Genomic DNA, 17,766 nt, shown 5'->3' on the forward strand with positions numbered 1-17,766 from the left:
ATTCATTAATCAAGAAATTATTAATCAAAGGAGATAAAGATGGAATATCAAAAACTGTTAGAAGCTATTAAAGCAATAATAACTGATGAGGAAATTAAAAACCAGGTAATTGATTCTGTAGATGAGTTAGAAGCAGAGTATAAATCTAAGTTAATGGACTTAGCTAAGGACAATAGTGATCTAGAAGAAGCTTTTAACGAGGCGATAAAGATTGCGGAAGAATACAAAAGCCAACATGAAAGTGACAATCAACAGATAAATGATCTTAATGAAGCCTTAATTAAGAATCAACAGCAATTTGATAAAGTAATTAAAGACTTTTATCAGGAAAATGAGCTACTTCAAGACAATAATTTCAAACTACAAGATGAGCTAAATAATATAGGAAATAAATTTAATAAAATGGAAAGTGTACTTAGCTTAAAAAAGGGAGAGTTAGAAACCGTCGAGTTTCAGCTTGCAGAAGTAAAGAATGAACGGCAAGAATTATTGACACAACACCAAAAATCAGAAAAAAAATTAATCAAAGACATTGAGGAAAAAAACAATAAGCTCAAAGAAAAAGCTGAGTTAATTGATGTTCTGGGAGAGAGAGTTGATCAACTTACTAACAGCAACCAAAAGCATCAACAAGAAGTGTTTTTAAACCAGAAAAAGGTTGAAGAGTTAAATAAGGAAAACAACGCTTTACGCAAAGAGAGCACTGATAAAGATCTTTTAATTGAAAAGTTGCGAAATGAACTTAAAGCATTAAAGGGTGATTTAGATGATACGAAACAAGCTTTAAATGATGAAAAGCAGGCAAATGCTGAAATGACTAAAAAACCATCAGAATCTAATGGTCTAACTTTAGATGAGGTTTTGAAAGAACAAAGTTATACAATAGAAAACGTTATACGTGAAAGTTTCAAAGCTCCTGACTCAATCAACACAGATTCTGCTGTAGGCAAAAACTTTAAGGAAGCTTCTGTAAACTTCCAAAAAGAGTTTATGAGTTCTCAAAATACTTCTCAACAAACAGGAGATTTTTGGAGCAGCTATGGCAGTAGTATAGCTGCTGTTATCAGTGCAGGTGCTGTATATGCTGTGGCAAGTATATTTGCAACTCCTGCAGTGGCAGGGCTCTTGGCAGGTGCATCAGGGATGGGTGTGAAAGCTTACAATGCGAGCGATAAAAATCAGAACCTAATGCCTAATGGTGCAGTGAGTGATGGTAACTTAAAAGATAGTCCTAGCAGCCAATCATCTATGAAAATGTTCAATGGTTATGAATCTACCAGTGATAATGTGGTTAAGCATGACCAAAGTCTGCAAATACGATAAAAAGTCAATATAGTAATGATCAAGGTGATGTTTTATCTATTCATACTACAAAAAGTGAGTACTTCGATGATGACAATGATATTTTTAACAAGACCATAGAAAGTGTTGTTTTAACCAATAACAATGCTGATCAAGGCATGCCTATGTTGTTCAATACGCCTAAAGAATGCGCAAGTAAAAAATAATTAAGAGGAAAAATAAAATGCTAAAAGTACTTTTAGTCCATAATTCATCTAATGAAGATGACAGGCAGTTAGTAGAAAAATTAGGTTTTAATTATCAAAGTGGATTGAGTATTAATGGCATAGATTTTCTGAAAATACATGATATGAGAATATGGACAACTGTTGGCGTAGAAAGATATGGCACTATCTCCAGACAGATGTTCAAAGGAGTAGGGCTTGTTGTGGTTTCACCGAATATGTCAGATAGAGTTCAGCGTGTAATAACTGAAAATTGCGAAAGGGATCAAATATCTTGTTGGCGGCTAAATGCAGGTGAAGCTAACCTTTCTAAAAATGAACTGCTGGAGTTAATGCGAGAAAGAAAGGGGGATTTTACGCAGGAAAAAGTATCAAATTTGCTATTATCTCAGTCCTTGAAAAGCAAAAGTAATAATGCTCCTAATGTCAAATACTCTGATTTCATAGCCTCTGAAATTACAGGTTTTATAGCTGATGTACCTATTAATTCAGATTTATTAAATAAATTGAAGGAAAAAAATCATAATATCCTAAAAAATGGGTTAGCAGTTCATAATGTTGAGGAAAGGTTAAAAAATTTGCTGCAATTTATTCACTCACATACTGACTCACCAGAAAGTGTTAATAGTATGTTAGGCACATACACTTATTCTGTAGAGTACAATGGCAAAAGCTATAATGTCCCTTGGAGTTTAATGCACGCTTATAATGCTAAAGTTATAGGTAATTATGATGATATAATGGTTATAAATGGCTTAAAGGCAGACTTAGCAAAGTCTAATGCCAGTGAAATCATTGCCGATAAACTGTGCTCACCAATGTATGGTGTGCTATACAACAATAAATATGGTGTTTCTGAGAAATATATGGACATAGTTAAATCTCCAACTGAATTGTATAAAAAAATCAAGTATTCGGATAAAAAAATTGAATCCAGTGACGGCTTTAAATTGTTTGATGGGGATAGTAATCTTTTAAAAGAGAGTCAAGAAAATTCATATCATTTGAAGTGATTTTCCGAAAATAACGTTCTTATTTGTGCCATTTTATGACAAAAAAATAATATATTTCACGTAAATAATTATAAAAATATATCATTAGACTTTTTATTACCCACCTAATTGGCAAAGTTATTTTAGGATGCCATGCGAGAAATTTTCTATTGGTAAAAGTAGAGGCTTGGGGTGTGCTTAAAAATAATATCTTACTATTTGGTCTGCATAAAACGCAGATGCAGCAATTAATTTTGAGCTTACCAAATTGCCGTTTCCTCATATGTCAGCACACTTTACAATTACAAAAACAGATTAAAACACAAAAAATTTCTCTTTTAGTGATGTCAGCATTTGATGGACATCAAACAAATATTGCTATATGCGATAGGCTCTGTAAGCAATGCGCCAAGCTTCCTGTCATTGTCGTAGGAGGTGTTGAGGATACTGAATTAGAAATGTCCTATTATTGTGCTGGTGCTGTCGATTACTTGTGTGGAGATATGAATATCAAAATACTCTCACAAAAAATTGAATCAACCTTGCGGGTATTAAAAGCTGATCAGCAATTTAACCAGTCCGAAGAAGTTATTATTGGCGATTATCGGCTTAATACGGATAGGAAAATTCTAATTGACTATAAGGGGGCTCAGTATAAGTTGACACAGTCAGAGTCATTAGCGCTTGATTTGTTGGCACAGCATCGAAATCAAGTTGTTTCAAGAGATGAGCTTTATTGGTGGGTATATGATCGCCCTTATGATGGAATGGATAGAACCATTGATGTTTTGATGAGTAAGTTAAGGAAAAAACTGCATATTCAAAAAACAAAGGAGCCATTGATTAAAACTGTTAACCGAGGGGGGTATATGTTGAATGTACCTTGTTGTTAACAAATGGGTACATTATATCAAGTGCATTTTAGATTTTCGAGTGTTGTAATTAATCCATAACGTTTGATGGGATTAGATGGATGAAATTCAGAAAATTGATTTTAGTTGGGCTTTTCAGCATGACAGGAATGGCATTTGCAAATATTGCTGTAGATAGTCTTTATGATATCTGGTCTGAAGATAAGCCTGCTTTTTCAAAGACTATTCATAATAATGATTCAAGTAAGACAGCCTATGTCAAAGTTGAGTTGTTGGAGGTGACGAATCCTTTGTCTAAAGATAAAGTCGAGAAAATACTATCTTCTAAGGAAATGTCAGAAGGACTGTTTATTACCCCAAGTAGACTAATTATTCCACCGGCGCAGTCCAAAAATATTCGTTTTTACCATCCAAAAGGCAGGAGTAAAGATCAGATTAGTTACTATCGTGTCAATATGATGCCAGTACTACCAAAAAAAGAAGATGGATTTGAGGTTACTGACAAAGAAGTATTGGCAGATAGCGAGATATCTGCAGGTGTTGGAATTATGATCGGGTTTTCTAGTATATTGGTCGTCCAACCGAAAAATACTGTTTATCGGACCAATGTCAAACTCAAAGAGAAGCGTATTGAAATTCACAATAACGGCAATGCACTGATTGAAGTTGTAGTTAAAGCACAATGTAAACCAAAAGAGGTGCTACAGAAGTTATCTGTAGATTTAAAGCATTGTGATACGCACAATGTATATGAGCAAACATACAGAATATATCCATCGATTCCTAAAATGATAGATACAGAACCTTTTGCTGACAGTGTTGAGATTGAAGTTTTTGAAAACGGCAAAAGTATGCGTAAGAAAAAGTATTCAGTTACCTAGTTAGGTACTAATTCAATTTTTATCAAACAGAGTTTTTAATTTATTTGGTAAGTCTTGTACTTGCTTAAAGGTTAGAGCTCATATTATCAAACCAAAAGGAGAAAGTGTTATGTTAAAAAGTAAGAAAATCTTAACGGTAAGTGTTATGACAGCGCTGTCAGGTGGTGCATCTTTTGCCAACACAGACGATAGCGTTACAAAACAGATTACAGTTGAGATTGAGGTGGGTCCAAAAACATTAGGTGATAAGTTAAAGATATCGGATGAGAAATCTGCTAGACCCATTGAGAAAAGAATTGCATCTGATATATCGAAAACAACTTCAGAGATTACTAGCTTTATTACGTGGCAAGATAGTACAACAGAAGGCATTGTTGTGACAGTTTCTGGGGAGAAAGAGGATGGATCATATGTCATCAAATCGGGTGAAAGCAAAATGCCTGTGGCTTTTACGATAGATGGTAAAAATATTGATGACACTTCTGGGGATGGCAAAGAGCTGATGCTAAACCCAGGTGATGCTAAAACGTTAACAGTGACCTATGGTGATGGCGCTAGCAGATATCCATCAGGCAAATACTCAGGAAACTTTACCTTTAGTATTTCCCAATCATTTGCAAGTTAAGAGACATAGTACTGGTTAAATATAACTTGAGCTTGTCCTAGTATGAACGTTGGCTGAGCGTAGTCGAAGCCATAGTACAATGTTATAAATCCGTACTTTTTATCCTTGTCATGGGAAATTATACCGTGGCGAGTTGTTCGGTGATGAAGAATGCAATCGAGAGAATTATTTAGATGAAATTAAAAAAGCTTAAGCAGCTTTTGTCATTTGTTTGGATAGGTTTGTTGCCTTTACCAATAGAGGCAACCTCTGCTGTTTTTTTGGATGATAAATTCAAAAAAGGCGTTGAAGGTCTAGAAACTATCCCAGAAGATTTTGCCTCACAATTAGCTGATGCTATTGAAGTGGATGTCTCTATCTTGGGTGTTGAATTGGGGCAGCATATGGTCCGACTAGATAAAGGTAAAATTTTCCTTGAGTCAGATGGTTTATTTGACAATGCCAGTGTTCGTCTGAAGGATGGTACGCGATTGATTCTAAATCAATTATTTTCTGAAGGGATTGATTCCAGTCAAACCATTGATTGTTCACCTACATGGGAGCAAAGTGGTTTGTGCCAGCGCAATTTACCTTTTATGATGACACAATTAGATTTAAATAGTATGCGTTTGAAGCTATGGTTGCCTGCTGAAGCATTTAGCTATCAGTCACAGCAAAATGATAAATATCTTAGTGCGCCTGAGGTTAGTCATCTAAGCTCATTCTTTGGTTATCGATTTAATTTTAATTATGCAGACCATAGAGACACCAATTATTACCTTGAGCTCAATAATGTTACAGGTTTTGGACGCAATCATTTAAATAGCAGTGTCTTTTTGCAACAAAGCAAGCATCAAAGCAGTGATCTTAGAGTGAATAATATCTATTGGCAATACGATAAAGAGAGAATTTATTCACGTTTAGGCTATTTTAACAATGCTAATTTCTATAGTGGCCAAAACACGTATAGCTTGAACTATATGTTTAATGGCAAAGGGGTGATCAGCGAGCTCGGTAGTTCTGATAATTTATCGTTGTCATCACAAAAAGCTTCACTTATTCCGATACCTTTGTTTATCAATGCCAACTCAGTAGTCAATGTCTACAAAGATGGTCGTTTGATTTCGGTGCAGAATTTCAGTGCAGGCAATCACTTATTACAAACAGAGAGTTTTCCAAGTGGTATTTACCCGGTCAGAATCGAAATCACTCAGGCAGGTCAAGTCGTTCAAACTGAGATAGCGATGATTAATAAGCCATCGTCTTTATCAAAACTTCACGATAATAATCAAAACTATCGTGTGTGGTTAGGTGTAGTAGCTAAAGATCAAGAGTCAGCAATTAAGGCGCCTTACTTGGGAGGTAGTTTTGCAACTGCGATCAATAAGGCAACAATTATGAACTTTGGTGGTTATGGTGTAAATAACTTGGTGGTTAGCGAATGGGATACCGAAGTTTATTTGCCTTTAAATACACAAATAACGCAAACAGTTGCCGTAGACTCTGGGGCTGACTATGGTTATAACCTACAGTTGTCTAATACCTATTTTAGATATTTTTCAGTGAGTGCTTGGTACAATACAAATAGCAAAAGTGATAATGCCTATAGCTCGTTTAAATCACGTTACAATAGAGTTGGGCTATCACCTTATCTAAATTTAGAATCGATCAAGTTAGGGTCAATCTCAGGTACTTACAGTTACAGTTTCCATACGAATAAGGATAATCTCAATGCATCGTATTTTCATACGTTGTATCAGCGACATAACTGGTATGTTAATGCATCGATAAGTTATGATAGAAGTTTTCAAGGGGACGGTGAAAAGCAGAATAACTATGCCTTTATGCTTAATATTTCTTATACCTTTGATAGTGGTAATACGCTAAGTGATTACGTACGTTATTCACCAAATGATAAGCAGATTTCTAATGGCTTAAGCTTAAGGCCAAATATAGAAAATCAGCATATAAAATATATCAATGCTAATGTTGATTACCGTAAAGATTATGTCAATGGTATGTTGTCAACAAGTCTGTCATCCAGTTATCTGCAAGGTGATTTAGCAACGTCGGTGGTCAGTCAAAATAATAATGAAAACTATTCTGCTTCAGGTAGTCTCTATGGCGGCATAAGTGTCACGCCACAAAGCATTGCATTGCACAACGATCACCGTAGTAAATCGGGTGTGATTATTCATCTGGATACAGAAGATAAAAAACACAAGATGGCAGCACAGATCAATGGTGTAAGTTATCCAATTTATAAGGGGAATAACTTCATTGCATTACCTCATTACAAACAATACAAGGTCTCATTGAGTGATCATCAAGATGAGGCGCAATTGCTACATTACTCAGATAAGCGTGAGCTTGTCAGTCTTTACCCAGGCTCTATTTATTATATGGCAAGAGCAGCATTTCCAGTGGTTGAAGTTGTTGGTCAAGTTGTTGATGGCAAAGGCAATCCAATTCGCGGTGCCAAACTATTCAGCTATGGCGATATGGCAACTTATAGCGACGAGTCAGGATTTTTTGTCACAAGTGTTAGTAAGGTAAAACCTGCGTTAACGATTGCAACAAAAGCCGAGAGATGTGCTTATGATTTAAATGTAAATGAAATAACAAGTGCTCAACCTGGTTATTGGGTTGGGGTATTTACGTGTTGAGGTGTGTGATGGTGAGAAAATATTCTAATATATTATTGGTAGGATATTTATTAATGAGTTTTTGCTATATAAGTGCCAATACAATAAGCATTAACGTTGATTTGTCTGAGAAAAAGATTACACAGACTGGGGGAATTGTAACTTCTCAGGTGACATTTGATCGTCAGCTAATTTTTGATGTAGGGCAGCTAGATTTAAATGGAAAAATAAATCGATCTTTAAATGGGTATTTTAAGTATTATTGCGGATACTACTTTTACAGTTATTGTAATTCTAACTCTAAAGGTACAGTATCTAACAAGATCAGTTTAAGTTGTAACAATGGTGTTGAGTTAACTGGTACAGTGACCTCAGAGGGTGATAATTTTTACTTAAAATCGTCTAATGTAACAGCATACGATAAGAGTCCTGATTACTTAAATATTCGTTCTTATGATTTATATCATATTAAGAAATTGCATTTTATATTTGATAATATTCAGCTTGCTGATTCATCAGGAATTTCAAGTTGCTCAGGTAAAATCAAGATTAATGGCAGCTTTTGGCTTGACCAATATCAAAATCAACATGATCGTAATCCGGAGGGGGAATCGAAGAAAATTAAAGTCGATAATCAAATACAGATGACGCTTAATTTTTTACCTTACATGAAATTAAAAGCATCGTCATTATATAAGGTTAAACTCACTGAAAATAGTAGCTCTGGTAATTATAATGCAACGGTTATTATACCTTATGTTACTAATGCCAATAACGTTATAGTCAAACTTAAAAGTTGTGACAGTCATCAAGACGGTTGTGCTTTGAAAAACGGTGATGGCGAACACATTCCATTGAAATTGAAAATAAATGGTCAGGAATTGAATAAGACGGATCAGGATCGATCGATCGCTATAAGCCAAGCCTCCAATGAACTAAATGTCGATTTAATTGCGGCTGCAGATGCGGTTAAAAAGGCAAAGCCCGGCAAGTACACAAATAAGATTGTGTTTGTACTTACGGCAAACTTTTAGGGAGAGATGGCAATGAACAAAATAATAAAATGGGTAGGATTTTTTATATTTCCGTTGAGTTGTATTGCTTCTAATACAGCAGAGATTACAATCGATAGCGAGCTTGAGGTAAAGCCTTGGTTTACTGTTCAAGTCAATGACCGCAATATTAATTTCACATCACAAGTAAAGGCGGTTACCCAAAACTGTTCTGTAGCTAATGAGGCTGGCTATGTTTATGCAGGTAAATCTTCAAATATAAGTTTTCTAAGCAATATTCCCAACCCTAATTATCGCATAAGATGTGATCAAGCAACGATGAACCATCATGGATCTTCACATACAATTACTTTAGAGAGTTATATTTGCATAGAAACCCAAGCGAAACCGTTAGGAAGTAAGATTAGTCCAGTGCTAAAAAAAGGCGCTGAAGTTTTGCTTCTAGTTAAAAAAGAAGATGGAGGAAATACCTCTTATCTAAAAAGGGGTGTCTATAAAGGGCAATTTGTTTGTCATGTTTCGGTAGACTATTAGGGGGAAGTTATGATGCGAAAAACGATTATTTTTTTAAGTGGAATACTGTTAGCACTTGTATCTATTGGGGGTTCACTTCCGCCACAACAGGTTCAGTTTAATTTAACGCTTGATACTAGTACAATGCCAACAATAGAAGTTGACCTATCCAATCAGCATATAGGCATGGGATTGCTTAAGCTTGATAAAGATCAGAAGCTACCTGCTTTTAAATCTGCAGAACTACAAGGGCAAGTGTTGTTAACTAATAGTAATGCACTTGAAGTTTCAATAACGTGCGAGAATCAAAAGGATGGAGCTTGTTTTTTGCATGCGGTGGATAGAGGAGGTGCATGTCCTGCTTGCAAGGTAGCGTATAAGGTATGCTTGCTTATTGATCATAACAATCCATTTTGTAATGCAAGTGTTTTAAATAACCAAACGATTACAGTCGCTCAAAATAAAATGATGCCATTTAGAGTTTATGTTTATGGTGATGGTGGTGATGAGATTACATTGCGTTCAAAAAATGAGAAATTTATCGGAAACTTTTTGCTGACATTTAAAGCCAGTTTTATTTAACACACATAAGGAGAAAAATATTATGAGAAAAAAGAGTGCTTACGCTTACTTATTATCAGGTTTAATGAGTATGAGCAGCATTGGTTATAGCAATAATATAGATAGTGGGGTGGATTCTGGTGAGCTTATTAAAATTCCAGCTAACTATACTTTGCATGAGCAAGTATTAGATCCAGACTTTGATAAGGAATTAACAAGAAAAACATACCATAAAGAGCAGTTAGATAATTTGCTATCTACGGATACAGGTTTTTTGTGGCTTCAATCAACAGCAGGCAAAAATTGGCTGGTAAGCAGTGTTGGTCATAACTGGTTTGTATCAGATTCGTTGGTTGTTAACCGTTGGTTAGATACAGAAGATGCAAAATCTTGGGTATTAACAGATAAAGGGCAGCAGTCGATGACTGTAAAAGTAAATTCGCTTTCGGATGAAAAAGAGCTTAATTTGCATTCTGTAGATGCTAAGTGGTGGCCAAGTTTCGCGAGTATTGTTGCTTATGGAGCAGCAGGAGTTGGTGGTGTTGCCGGCTACAAATACTATGATGGTGGCGTGAAACAAAAACTTACTGCAGGAGCTGCAATGGCGATAGCTGGATTAGCAGCTCTTAAACTAACTCAATCACTAGTAAATGCTTGCACCAGCTTTCAATCAGCCTTGGATAAAGTATTCATAACAAAAGCAGGGCAGCAATGGTTGTATACCGAAAGTGGTATTAAGTGGCTAGTGAGTCCACAAGGTTCTCAGTGGCTTATGGATTCAGAAGGTCAGGATAGATTAAGCTTATTGGAAGGAAATAAAAATGGTCACAGTGTTGCAAAGGGCATTATACATAATGGGAATCCTAATAAGATCAATCAAGTCGTACAACAAATGGAACAAGTACTACTTAACAAAGTCAATAAGACAAATGCAATCTCGGGCTATTGGTATGCTTCTGACTTAGATCAATTTTTATCTACTTATGTGGGTGGATTGTGGTTAGTAAGTTCCACAGGAGTGTCATGGCTGCAAACTTATAATGGTAGTGAGTGGCAGGTCGATGCAAAAGGTAAGATGCGTTCAATTTTTAAGGAATGGTTAAATAAAGATTCCACTGTAGAAGGAATTAAAACCAATGCAGATTTACAAAAGATCATTCTTGAGCATATTGAGGCTATGGATAATCATGATGATTCCAAAAACTGGTATTATGATTCCGAATTGTCGCAATTTATATCCTCAAAAGCTGCTGGTATGTGGTTAACAACTGATGTTGGTAAACAGTGGATGAAAGATAATAGTAACTGGCAAAATTGGTTAAAAAGCGCCAGAAATGGTTGGCTTTGGGAGCATTCTGTTATTAAATGGTTAAACACACAAGCTGCTGTAGAATGGATACAATCAAATGATGCAAAGACCCAGTTTGAAACTATTTTAAATCAGTGGAATGCTGAGAAGTGTAAAGATGGGTGGATATACAACTCTAGCTGCTCTGCGGTGAAAAATACAAAAGCTGGGAAGTTATATTTAAAATCTCAGGCTAAAAAATAATAAAACTGTTCATTCGACTTTGGACATACCAAAGTCTACGTCAAAAGAAGAGTCATTAATTTCATTTATTAACTATAATACCAACGGTATCTTTCAGTAACATATTTGTGGTCAAATTCTACTCGTAGCCTGATTATCCACACTCCTCAGGCTTTTTGAATCAAAGCATTGATTAAACAAAACTCAGCAATTTACCTTGATAAGTGTTTTCTATGCGGTCGTAGAAGAGTACACGGACTTAGCCCGTGGGTATCTATTGATAGAATAATAGGTTAGGTGTTGATGTTGCGCTTGGTGACATAGTCTAACATCTTGTAGCGTGACTTAAATAAGGGTCTATGCGTAAATGGTTATGGGTTGGTTGGTTTCTCAAGTAGTTATTTGATGTGGTAATTAAAGGGCTGATCATTGTTATGTTTTTTGTAGTTTAAGGGGAAATATGGGCTTTAAGTCTAAGCGCTGATTTATATCGGGATAACTCTATCAATATGTCCGATAGTGGCTTTGGATATTGAGTTTCAAATATGAGCTGTGTACCTTGGGCTTACAGGAAAATCGCACATAGCTTTTGATTAAATTAAGTGTTTTGAGTTCGTGATAAGGGTGCTGTTATAGCAGATTAATCGTGAACAAACCAAAGTCAACAAATGCTGATAAAACAAACTAATTTTCAAGTAATTTAGCAAACAAAATATAAGTAGTATTAAAACTAATTAAGAGTTTAACAACAAAAAGGAGAAAATAAAGATGAAAAAAATAAACAAAACAAATCAAACAAGCATGCAGAAAGGGTTCTCATTGATTGAGTTGATGGTCGTGCTCGTTATTATTGGGGTGTTAACAGCAATTGTGATTTCACAGTTTGCGAAAGCATCTCAGCGAGGAAAAATCTCTGAAACGGTAAGTCTTATAGGCTCTATTCAGTCGGCAGTCAATGATATTACGCAGGCAAATTCGCATGCCGTAATTAACGAAACGAGTTTAATTGATAGCAACCGTTTGCCAAGTAAGTATATAGAGGGAACAGAGCTATACACACCATTTGGTACAAAGCTTACTATGACCACTTCTACAAGTGGAAAAGATTATACAATTCAGTTTGCGTCTGCTTCAAAATTGGCGTGTGAGAACTTGTCTAATGCAGCTTTAATGGCTGATGCTGTAAGTATATCAATTGGTGGGACTGCACTTGTTGGTAACACAATGAATCAAACTGCTGTTAAACAACATTGTGATGGTTTAGCGTCTAATTCGGATTACGAACTTTCATTTACATTTAGAAAGTGATGCGATTGACTGCCAGAGGTAAAAAGGTCAACTCATGATAATAATCAGATTAGGCTAGAATTAAATCAAGTAATTATTTTAGCCTAATTTAAGGAGTCAAGGAGTGTTGTGATAGGGCCATTTGGACAACTCATTACTTATAACCATTACAGATGTAATTTATGAATTGTGATAAATTTTTATTGTAAGCGCTGTATATGAACTATATAAAATATAACTTCAATCAAAAGGCTGATGTTAGGAAAAATCAACAAGGCTATATTCTCATTTCATTAATGGCATCGTTGGTGATCTTGGGGATTATTGCAATCAATGAATATATGCATCTGGTTAAGAAACAGCAGTTGGATCGAGCAGAGACGGCAGCTACGCAGATAGTTAGTGTTATCAATAGCATCGGTGATGCTATTTATGAGCCAATGGAGATATTTAATAAAAATAATACAATAGAACAAGATATAACTAAAATTTGGACAAAATGGTATAGTGAAAGCAAAAAGAATGGTGGATGGGTAACTTTAAAGACATTTTATAATGAACCTCATGTATCTGCTGTTTGTGGTATTAGTCGTCCACCTGTTTCACAAACCAAGTCATTTAGATCTTGTGTTGATGCAAATAACCCAGTTAATTGGTCGAGTAATAATGGCAATTTATTTTGCCAATGTACAAATCAAAAGATCGCATATGCTGGATTTTTAAATCTAGAACCTAGCAATATTATGCTGCAGCCGATTGGTGAGAAGAATAATGAAACACCTAAATCTGTATTGTTAAGGGTGCCATATCCTGAGCTTGGCGGTATAGCCAATAGCGGTCTGGCATTAAGAATGCTGGCACATATAAAGAAAAATTTGATTGACACACCAAGGTTAAAGTTTGCTGTGTGTATGGGCGAGCTAAAAAACTCATTGGTAACACGTACTCAATTTGCATGTGATGTTGATGTTGATTTACCGAATGCTTTCGACTCAACACATCTTAATCAGCAGTTTATTTATATCCATATTGAAAGAAAAGTATAAAAAAGGAAAGGTAACAGTAAAGTGAACAGCAACAAAAATTGGCAGAAACTACCCTTTTTAGCATGTTTTTTAACTGTTTTATTGATGACTGCGCTGTTTTATCAACGTGCGCTAGCACAGGCGTCGGTCTCAGATAGTTATTTTAAAGTGGTGAGTCATAACTGTGTTTTATCTGAACATTGTGCTGAGATCGATATAAAGGAATCACAAGGCATGGCTAAGATTATCTCTGATGATGAGTATAACGGTTTTACATTGATTGTTGCTGCTAATCTAGTGGCAGATCTTTCAGTCAGTGAGATATACAAGATTTTTAGCCAAGAGCCTTCGCATTATATGGCTGGCATTAATCTTGAGGGTAAAATCGTTGCGATTGCGCAAACGCAACAAGAGGCTGATTTGTTGGCAAAGCATCCTCGAGAAGTTTTTTATGTCTTAAAGGGGCAAACCTTAAAACAGACGATTGAGCGCTGGCTTTCTTATCAAGAGATTAAACTGATATGGGAAGCACCTGTGGACTATAAAATTGCTGCATCCGCTGTGTTTGAAGGGCAACTTTTTGCAGCCGATGGTGCATTAAACAATCTGTTAAAGGCGTTTGAAGAAGCCGATCACCCATTACAGGCAGAGCTAAAAGCTAATCATGTGTTGGTGATTAAAGCCAAGTCATATTCTTCCAATATGGTTGTCATGCAAAATTAATTAAGGTTGCCTTATGAAAAATAATACAAAAATACTATATGGCTTGTTATTAAGCGGTTTGTTGCTATCACTAACGGCATGCAGTACTGCGATTTATAAAACTGTTGATAAAAATACAGATGATCATATTGCAAAAGCAAATGAAATGATCTCAAATTTGAAAAAGCACACATTGGAGCAGTTTGTTACGGTAAGTGATGAACCATATGTTCAAGGTGATCTTATTGATATTCAAGCGCAAAATGCTTTGCCTCAAATATTCCAACGCTCCTTTCAATATATTACTGCTGCAACAGGCGTCACACTGGAAACTTTAATCACAAAGATGCAGAAAATTACGCAAGCTAAAGTGATTGTTGCGGAAGGCGCGATTGCATATATTCTTGAGCGCGAGCATGCTGCTATGTCTGAAGATGATGTAGCGAAGAAAGACAAAGCTGCTTATGAAGTCGCAGATATTCAAGATGTGATGATACATTGTGACTATGTGGGTGATATTGCCGGATTCTTGGACTATTTTGCATTTAAGCTGGGTATTTTCTGGAAGTATGATCAAAGTAGAAACATGCTTGAATTTTTTCGAATGGAAACAAAGACATTCCATGTTGATATTTTAACAGATAAGATTAAGACAACAACTAAGGTTGGTAGTAACTCAAGCACCGGTGTTAATCAATCTGCTTCATTAAAGACAGAGAATGAAGCAGAGTATGATAACCCTTGGGCAGCTGTCATTAAAACCATTAAATCGATTATTGGGCAATCAGGTAGTGTTGACGAAAACGCTACACTTAATTTGATTACAGTCAAGACCACACCATTGTTGATGCGTCAAGTCTCTCAATATCTGGAAGAAATTAATCGCACGGCGAGAAAGAAAGTTGTTATTAGACTGGATGTATATGATGTCGATCAGAAAAATACCTCAGGTTACGGTTTTGACTGGAATGCTATTTATAAGACAACTAAGGGCGCGATTAGCTGGAATACCCCAGCGGGTTTAACAGACAATATTACGGGCATTAGTCAATATGGTACTTTAGCGGGTGCCATTTCATCGGGTCCATGGAGTGATTCAAAATTAATTATCAAAGCATTGCAGACCATTGGTAAAACCACACATGTTACAGGTACAACCATGTATACCGTCAGTGGGCGTCCGGTGCCGATTCAGGTATCAACAACAACAGCCTATATTAAAAAGGTTGATGTGGTAGTAACACCCAGTGGTAATGGGACTACTGTTCAGCAATCAGCAACGCCAGGGGAGTATAATGAAGGCTATGAAATTAAAGTTTTACCGATTGTTGTTAAAGGCAATGAAATTCTAGTTGATTTAAGTGTTAATTTAACCAATCTGGTACGTATGGATGAATCAAAAATTCCTGTGAGTGGAAGTAATGAGCCACAAACCATTAAACTGCCATCTATTCGTAACAAAAGTTTTATGCAGTCAGTGCCATTAAAGTCGGGTCAGACAGTTATTCTAGCCGGTTTTGAAGATAAAAAAAATAATACACAAACCGATAGTGTTGGTCCACAAAGCACTTGGATGCTAGGTGGTTCGCAAGCTGCATTAAATAACACAACGATTACAGTGATTGTTGTCACACCTTATCTAATACGTTAACGACTATGGAAAAACATATGATTATTGCTATAGACAATAAACGTTATGCCATTGGATTAACTTGGTTTATTGCCGATAGTGAGCGTAAGTTACTTGATGCGCTTTATCATATTGACTGTCAAGGTTTTGTGATGGACGTAAAACGAAACATTGCTGCAGCTATGGCTTCAAATGTAACACCAATTGAGGTGGTCGGCGCTATTTCACTTGCAGCAATTGTTAGTGAATTATTAGCAAAAGATGCTGTTTATATCTTTCGTTTGTCTGATGATAATGGCGAATCTATCGATAAATATTGGTTGTGTGCGGTAAAAAATGGTGTGATCTTACCAACGGCCAAACTACCTGTTAGTCAAGAGATAAGCCCTCAAAGTGGCGATATAAAGGCATCAAATAGAGAGATTGAATTATCTGGTGATATGATTGTTGATGAGGCTTCTTTGCATCAATGCTTGCGCTATTTAGAGAGAATTTTCTCAGCGGATGTATTTAGGCAAATTATACAGTGTGACACGCAGGTTGATAATTTGTTAATTGATAAGATTGCCTTAGATTTTGCTATTGATAAGACACTGATCAAAAGAAATGCACTCGCGCAATTATTGATAAATGTTAAAGACAAAGACTCACGTCAGTTTGCGATTAAGGCGCTGCCTAAACATGTCAAAAACCCAGATAGTAAGCCTGTTTCTCGCAAGGGGCATGCTTCTGTATCAAGACGTAAGCTCGTTAGTTACGGAGTGCTATCGCTAGTATTAGCTATAGGAGGATATATGTATTTTGCAAATAGTACATCAGCAAAAAGCGCTAACAATAAAGATGCCAATGAAATGAAACTACAGCAGGAAAAAGCGTATATTCAGAAAGTCGAATCAGACATTCAGCATAAGAATGCTTATCCTTTGATTATTAAATTTGTTAATGCTATCGGAAATTTACCTACCTCGGTATTGCAATGGCATATTCAAAAAGTTAGCTATCAGACGGGAGCATTGGATGATGTAAGTGTAATTTATGTGTTAAATAATAAAAAACATAAGGTCTCGCTAACAAAGGCAGAATTTGCTCATATTCAGTCATTGCAAGCAATTTCGGTGACTGAGGCGGCTGATAATATAACAGATGTGCACTTTAAGTTGATTCATGACGCGCATGCATCCACTGATCAGCCAATGGTACGTTTGAAAGATAGAGCCGCAGAAAGCTATCGCTTTAATCAATTTGTAGAGGAGTTAAAACTAAGGGGGATAGACTTCAAATTAGTCCCACCTCAGTCCTCTTATGGCATTTTTAAACACGGGATCACTGTGATAGGACTGAGTATGCGTGAGCTGATATCGTTAACAGCAATGGCAAAAGCATTAAGCACCTTTGTTTTAGTTAGTATTGAAATACAGAACAACCAAGACAAACCAGTCTCTTGGATTGTTAAAGGAGAAATCTATGAAGCATAAACAATCATGCGCTACTCATCTGCACTTTTTGAGATTTTCAACTTTCTTATTTGCATTGAGCGCAATCACAGTAACTGCTTATGCACAAACAAAAAGATCAGAACAAGCCTATGCTATTAATTCCAGTCATCACTATTATCAGAGCATTCAGGCACAGGATTATTTACATACGCAAATTCAGCAGCAGGCACTGGAAAATCAGGTGATGCAACAAAAGATAACAAATCATAAATTGCAGCGTCAACTAGCTGCGGCGAGTAAATCTAAGGGAGTGTTAAATACTGCTGCAGCCAGATATGGTCATAGTGAGTTAAGTGTCAGTGAGATCTCACAAGTTGGTGATATATGGGAAGCTGTTATATGGTTTCAGGCAAAAAAATACGAGCTTAGCGTTGGTCAGTTAGTTGGTGAGCGTTACAAAGTCAAGTCTATTCATGCTGATAGTGTGATTTTTGTGGATCTTGCCAATGATGCTAGAACCTTTAGCGTTGATATTAGCTAAATTTTTG

Annotated in this window: 16 protein-coding genes; all 16 read left to right on the forward strand. The window is 36.1% G+C overall.

The window, feature by feature from the left end:
• Positions 1 to 39 precede the first annotated feature (39 nt).
• The 16 genes from DNK85_RS05000 to DNK85_RS05075 all read left to right on the forward strand — a co-directional run bounded on the left by DNK85_RS05000 (position 40) and on the right by DNK85_RS05075 (position 17,759).
• Positions 40 to 1,323, forward strand: coding sequence for a coiled-coil domain-containing protein (locus DNK85_RS05000; RefSeq protein ID WP_119328473.1), 1,284 nt, complete (start codon positions 40 to 42; stop codon positions 1,321 to 1,323).
• A gap of 202 nt (positions 1,324 to 1,525) precedes the next feature.
• Positions 1,526 to 2,539: a hypothetical protein gene (locus DNK85_RS05005; RefSeq protein WP_119328474.1), complete on the forward strand. Its 1,014-nt coding sequence runs from the start codon at positions 1,526 to 1,528 to the stop codon at positions 2,537 to 2,539.
• Positions 2,540 to 2,712: 173 nt separating this feature from the next.
• Positions 2,713 to 3,411: a response regulator transcription factor gene (locus tag DNK85_RS05010; RefSeq protein ID WP_208123136.1), complete on the forward strand. Its 699-nt coding sequence runs from the start codon at positions 2,713 to 2,715 to the stop codon at positions 3,409 to 3,411.
• An 80-nt stretch (positions 3,412 to 3,491) separates the two neighbouring features.
• Positions 3,492 to 4,271 (forward strand): fimbrial biogenesis chaperone, encoded by a 780-nt coding sequence (locus tag DNK85_RS05015; RefSeq protein ID WP_119328476.1) that lies wholly within the window; start codon positions 3,492 to 3,494, stop codon positions 4,269 to 4,271.
• A gap of 109 nt (positions 4,272 to 4,380) precedes the next feature.
• Positions 4,381 to 4,896, forward strand: coding sequence for a hypothetical protein (locus DNK85_RS05020; RefSeq protein ID WP_119328477.1), 516 nt, complete (start codon positions 4,381 to 4,383; stop codon positions 4,894 to 4,896).
• A gap of 173 nt (positions 4,897 to 5,069) precedes the next feature.
• Positions 5,070 to 7,541, forward strand: coding sequence for a TcfC E-set like domain-containing protein (locus tag DNK85_RS05025; RefSeq protein ID WP_119328478.1), 2,472 nt, complete (start codon positions 5,070 to 5,072; stop codon positions 7,539 to 7,541).
• A gap of 53 nt (positions 7,542 to 7,594) precedes the next feature.
• Entirely contained in the window at positions 7,595 to 8,554 is a 960-nt protein-coding gene (locus DNK85_RS05030; RefSeq protein ID WP_119328479.1) for a hypothetical protein, read from the forward strand.
• Positions 8,555 to 8,566: 12 nt separating this feature from the next.
• Positions 8,567 to 9,067: a hypothetical protein gene (locus DNK85_RS05035; protein WP_119328480.1), complete on the forward strand. Its 501-nt coding sequence runs from the start codon at positions 8,567 to 8,569 to the stop codon at positions 9,065 to 9,067.
• 9 nt (positions 9,068 to 9,076) lie between these two features.
• The gene (locus tag DNK85_RS05040) at positions 9,077 to 9,628 is read left to right on the forward strand and encodes a hypothetical protein (protein ID WP_119328481.1); all 552 of its coding nucleotides are present in this window, start codon (positions 9,077 to 9,079) and stop codon (positions 9,626 to 9,628) included.
• Positions 9,629 to 9,650: 22 nt separating this feature from the next.
• A complete protein-coding gene (locus DNK85_RS05045; RefSeq protein WP_119328482.1) occupies positions 9,651 to 11,159 on the forward strand; it encodes a hypothetical protein in 1,509 nt (502 codons plus the stop codon).
• A 747-nt stretch (positions 11,160 to 11,906) separates the two neighbouring features.
• The gene (locus DNK85_RS05050; protein WP_119328534.1) at positions 11,907 to 12,446 is read left to right on the forward strand and encodes a pilin; all 540 of its coding nucleotides are present in this window, start codon (positions 11,907 to 11,909) and stop codon (positions 12,444 to 12,446) included.
• 197 nt (positions 12,447 to 12,643) lie between these two features.
• Complete coding sequence (locus DNK85_RS05055; protein ID WP_119328483.1) at positions 12,644 to 13,471, forward strand: pilus assembly FimT family protein; 828 nt, start codon at positions 12,644 to 12,646, stop codon at positions 13,469 to 13,471.
• Between the two features lie 21 nt (positions 13,472 to 13,492).
• The gene (locus DNK85_RS05060; RefSeq protein WP_119328484.1) at positions 13,493 to 14,173 is read left to right on the forward strand and encodes a TcpQ domain-containing protein; all 681 of its coding nucleotides are present in this window, start codon (positions 13,493 to 13,495) and stop codon (positions 14,171 to 14,173) included.
• Between the two features lie 13 nt (positions 14,174 to 14,186).
• A complete protein-coding gene (locus DNK85_RS05065; protein WP_119328485.1) occupies positions 14,187 to 15,803 on the forward strand; it encodes a hypothetical protein in 1,617 nt (538 codons plus the stop codon).
• Positions 15,804 to 15,820: 17 nt separating this feature from the next.
• Positions 15,821 to 17,257 (forward strand): hypothetical protein, encoded by a 1,437-nt coding sequence (locus tag DNK85_RS05070; protein ID WP_119328486.1) that lies wholly within the window; start codon positions 15,821 to 15,823, stop codon positions 17,255 to 17,257.
• The gene (locus DNK85_RS05075; protein WP_119328487.1) at positions 17,247 to 17,759 is read left to right on the forward strand and encodes a hypothetical protein; all 513 of its coding nucleotides are present in this window, start codon (positions 17,247 to 17,249) and stop codon (positions 17,757 to 17,759) included. The genes DNK85_RS05070 and DNK85_RS05075 overlap by 11 nt, the downstream gene beginning before the upstream one ends.
• Positions 17,760 to 17,766 lie beyond the last annotated feature (7 nt).

Source organism: Cysteiniphilum halobium (genome assembly GCF_003574425.1).
GTDB classification, from domain to species: Bacteria; Pseudomonadota; Gammaproteobacteria; order Francisellales; family Francisellaceae; genus Caedibacter; species Caedibacter halobius.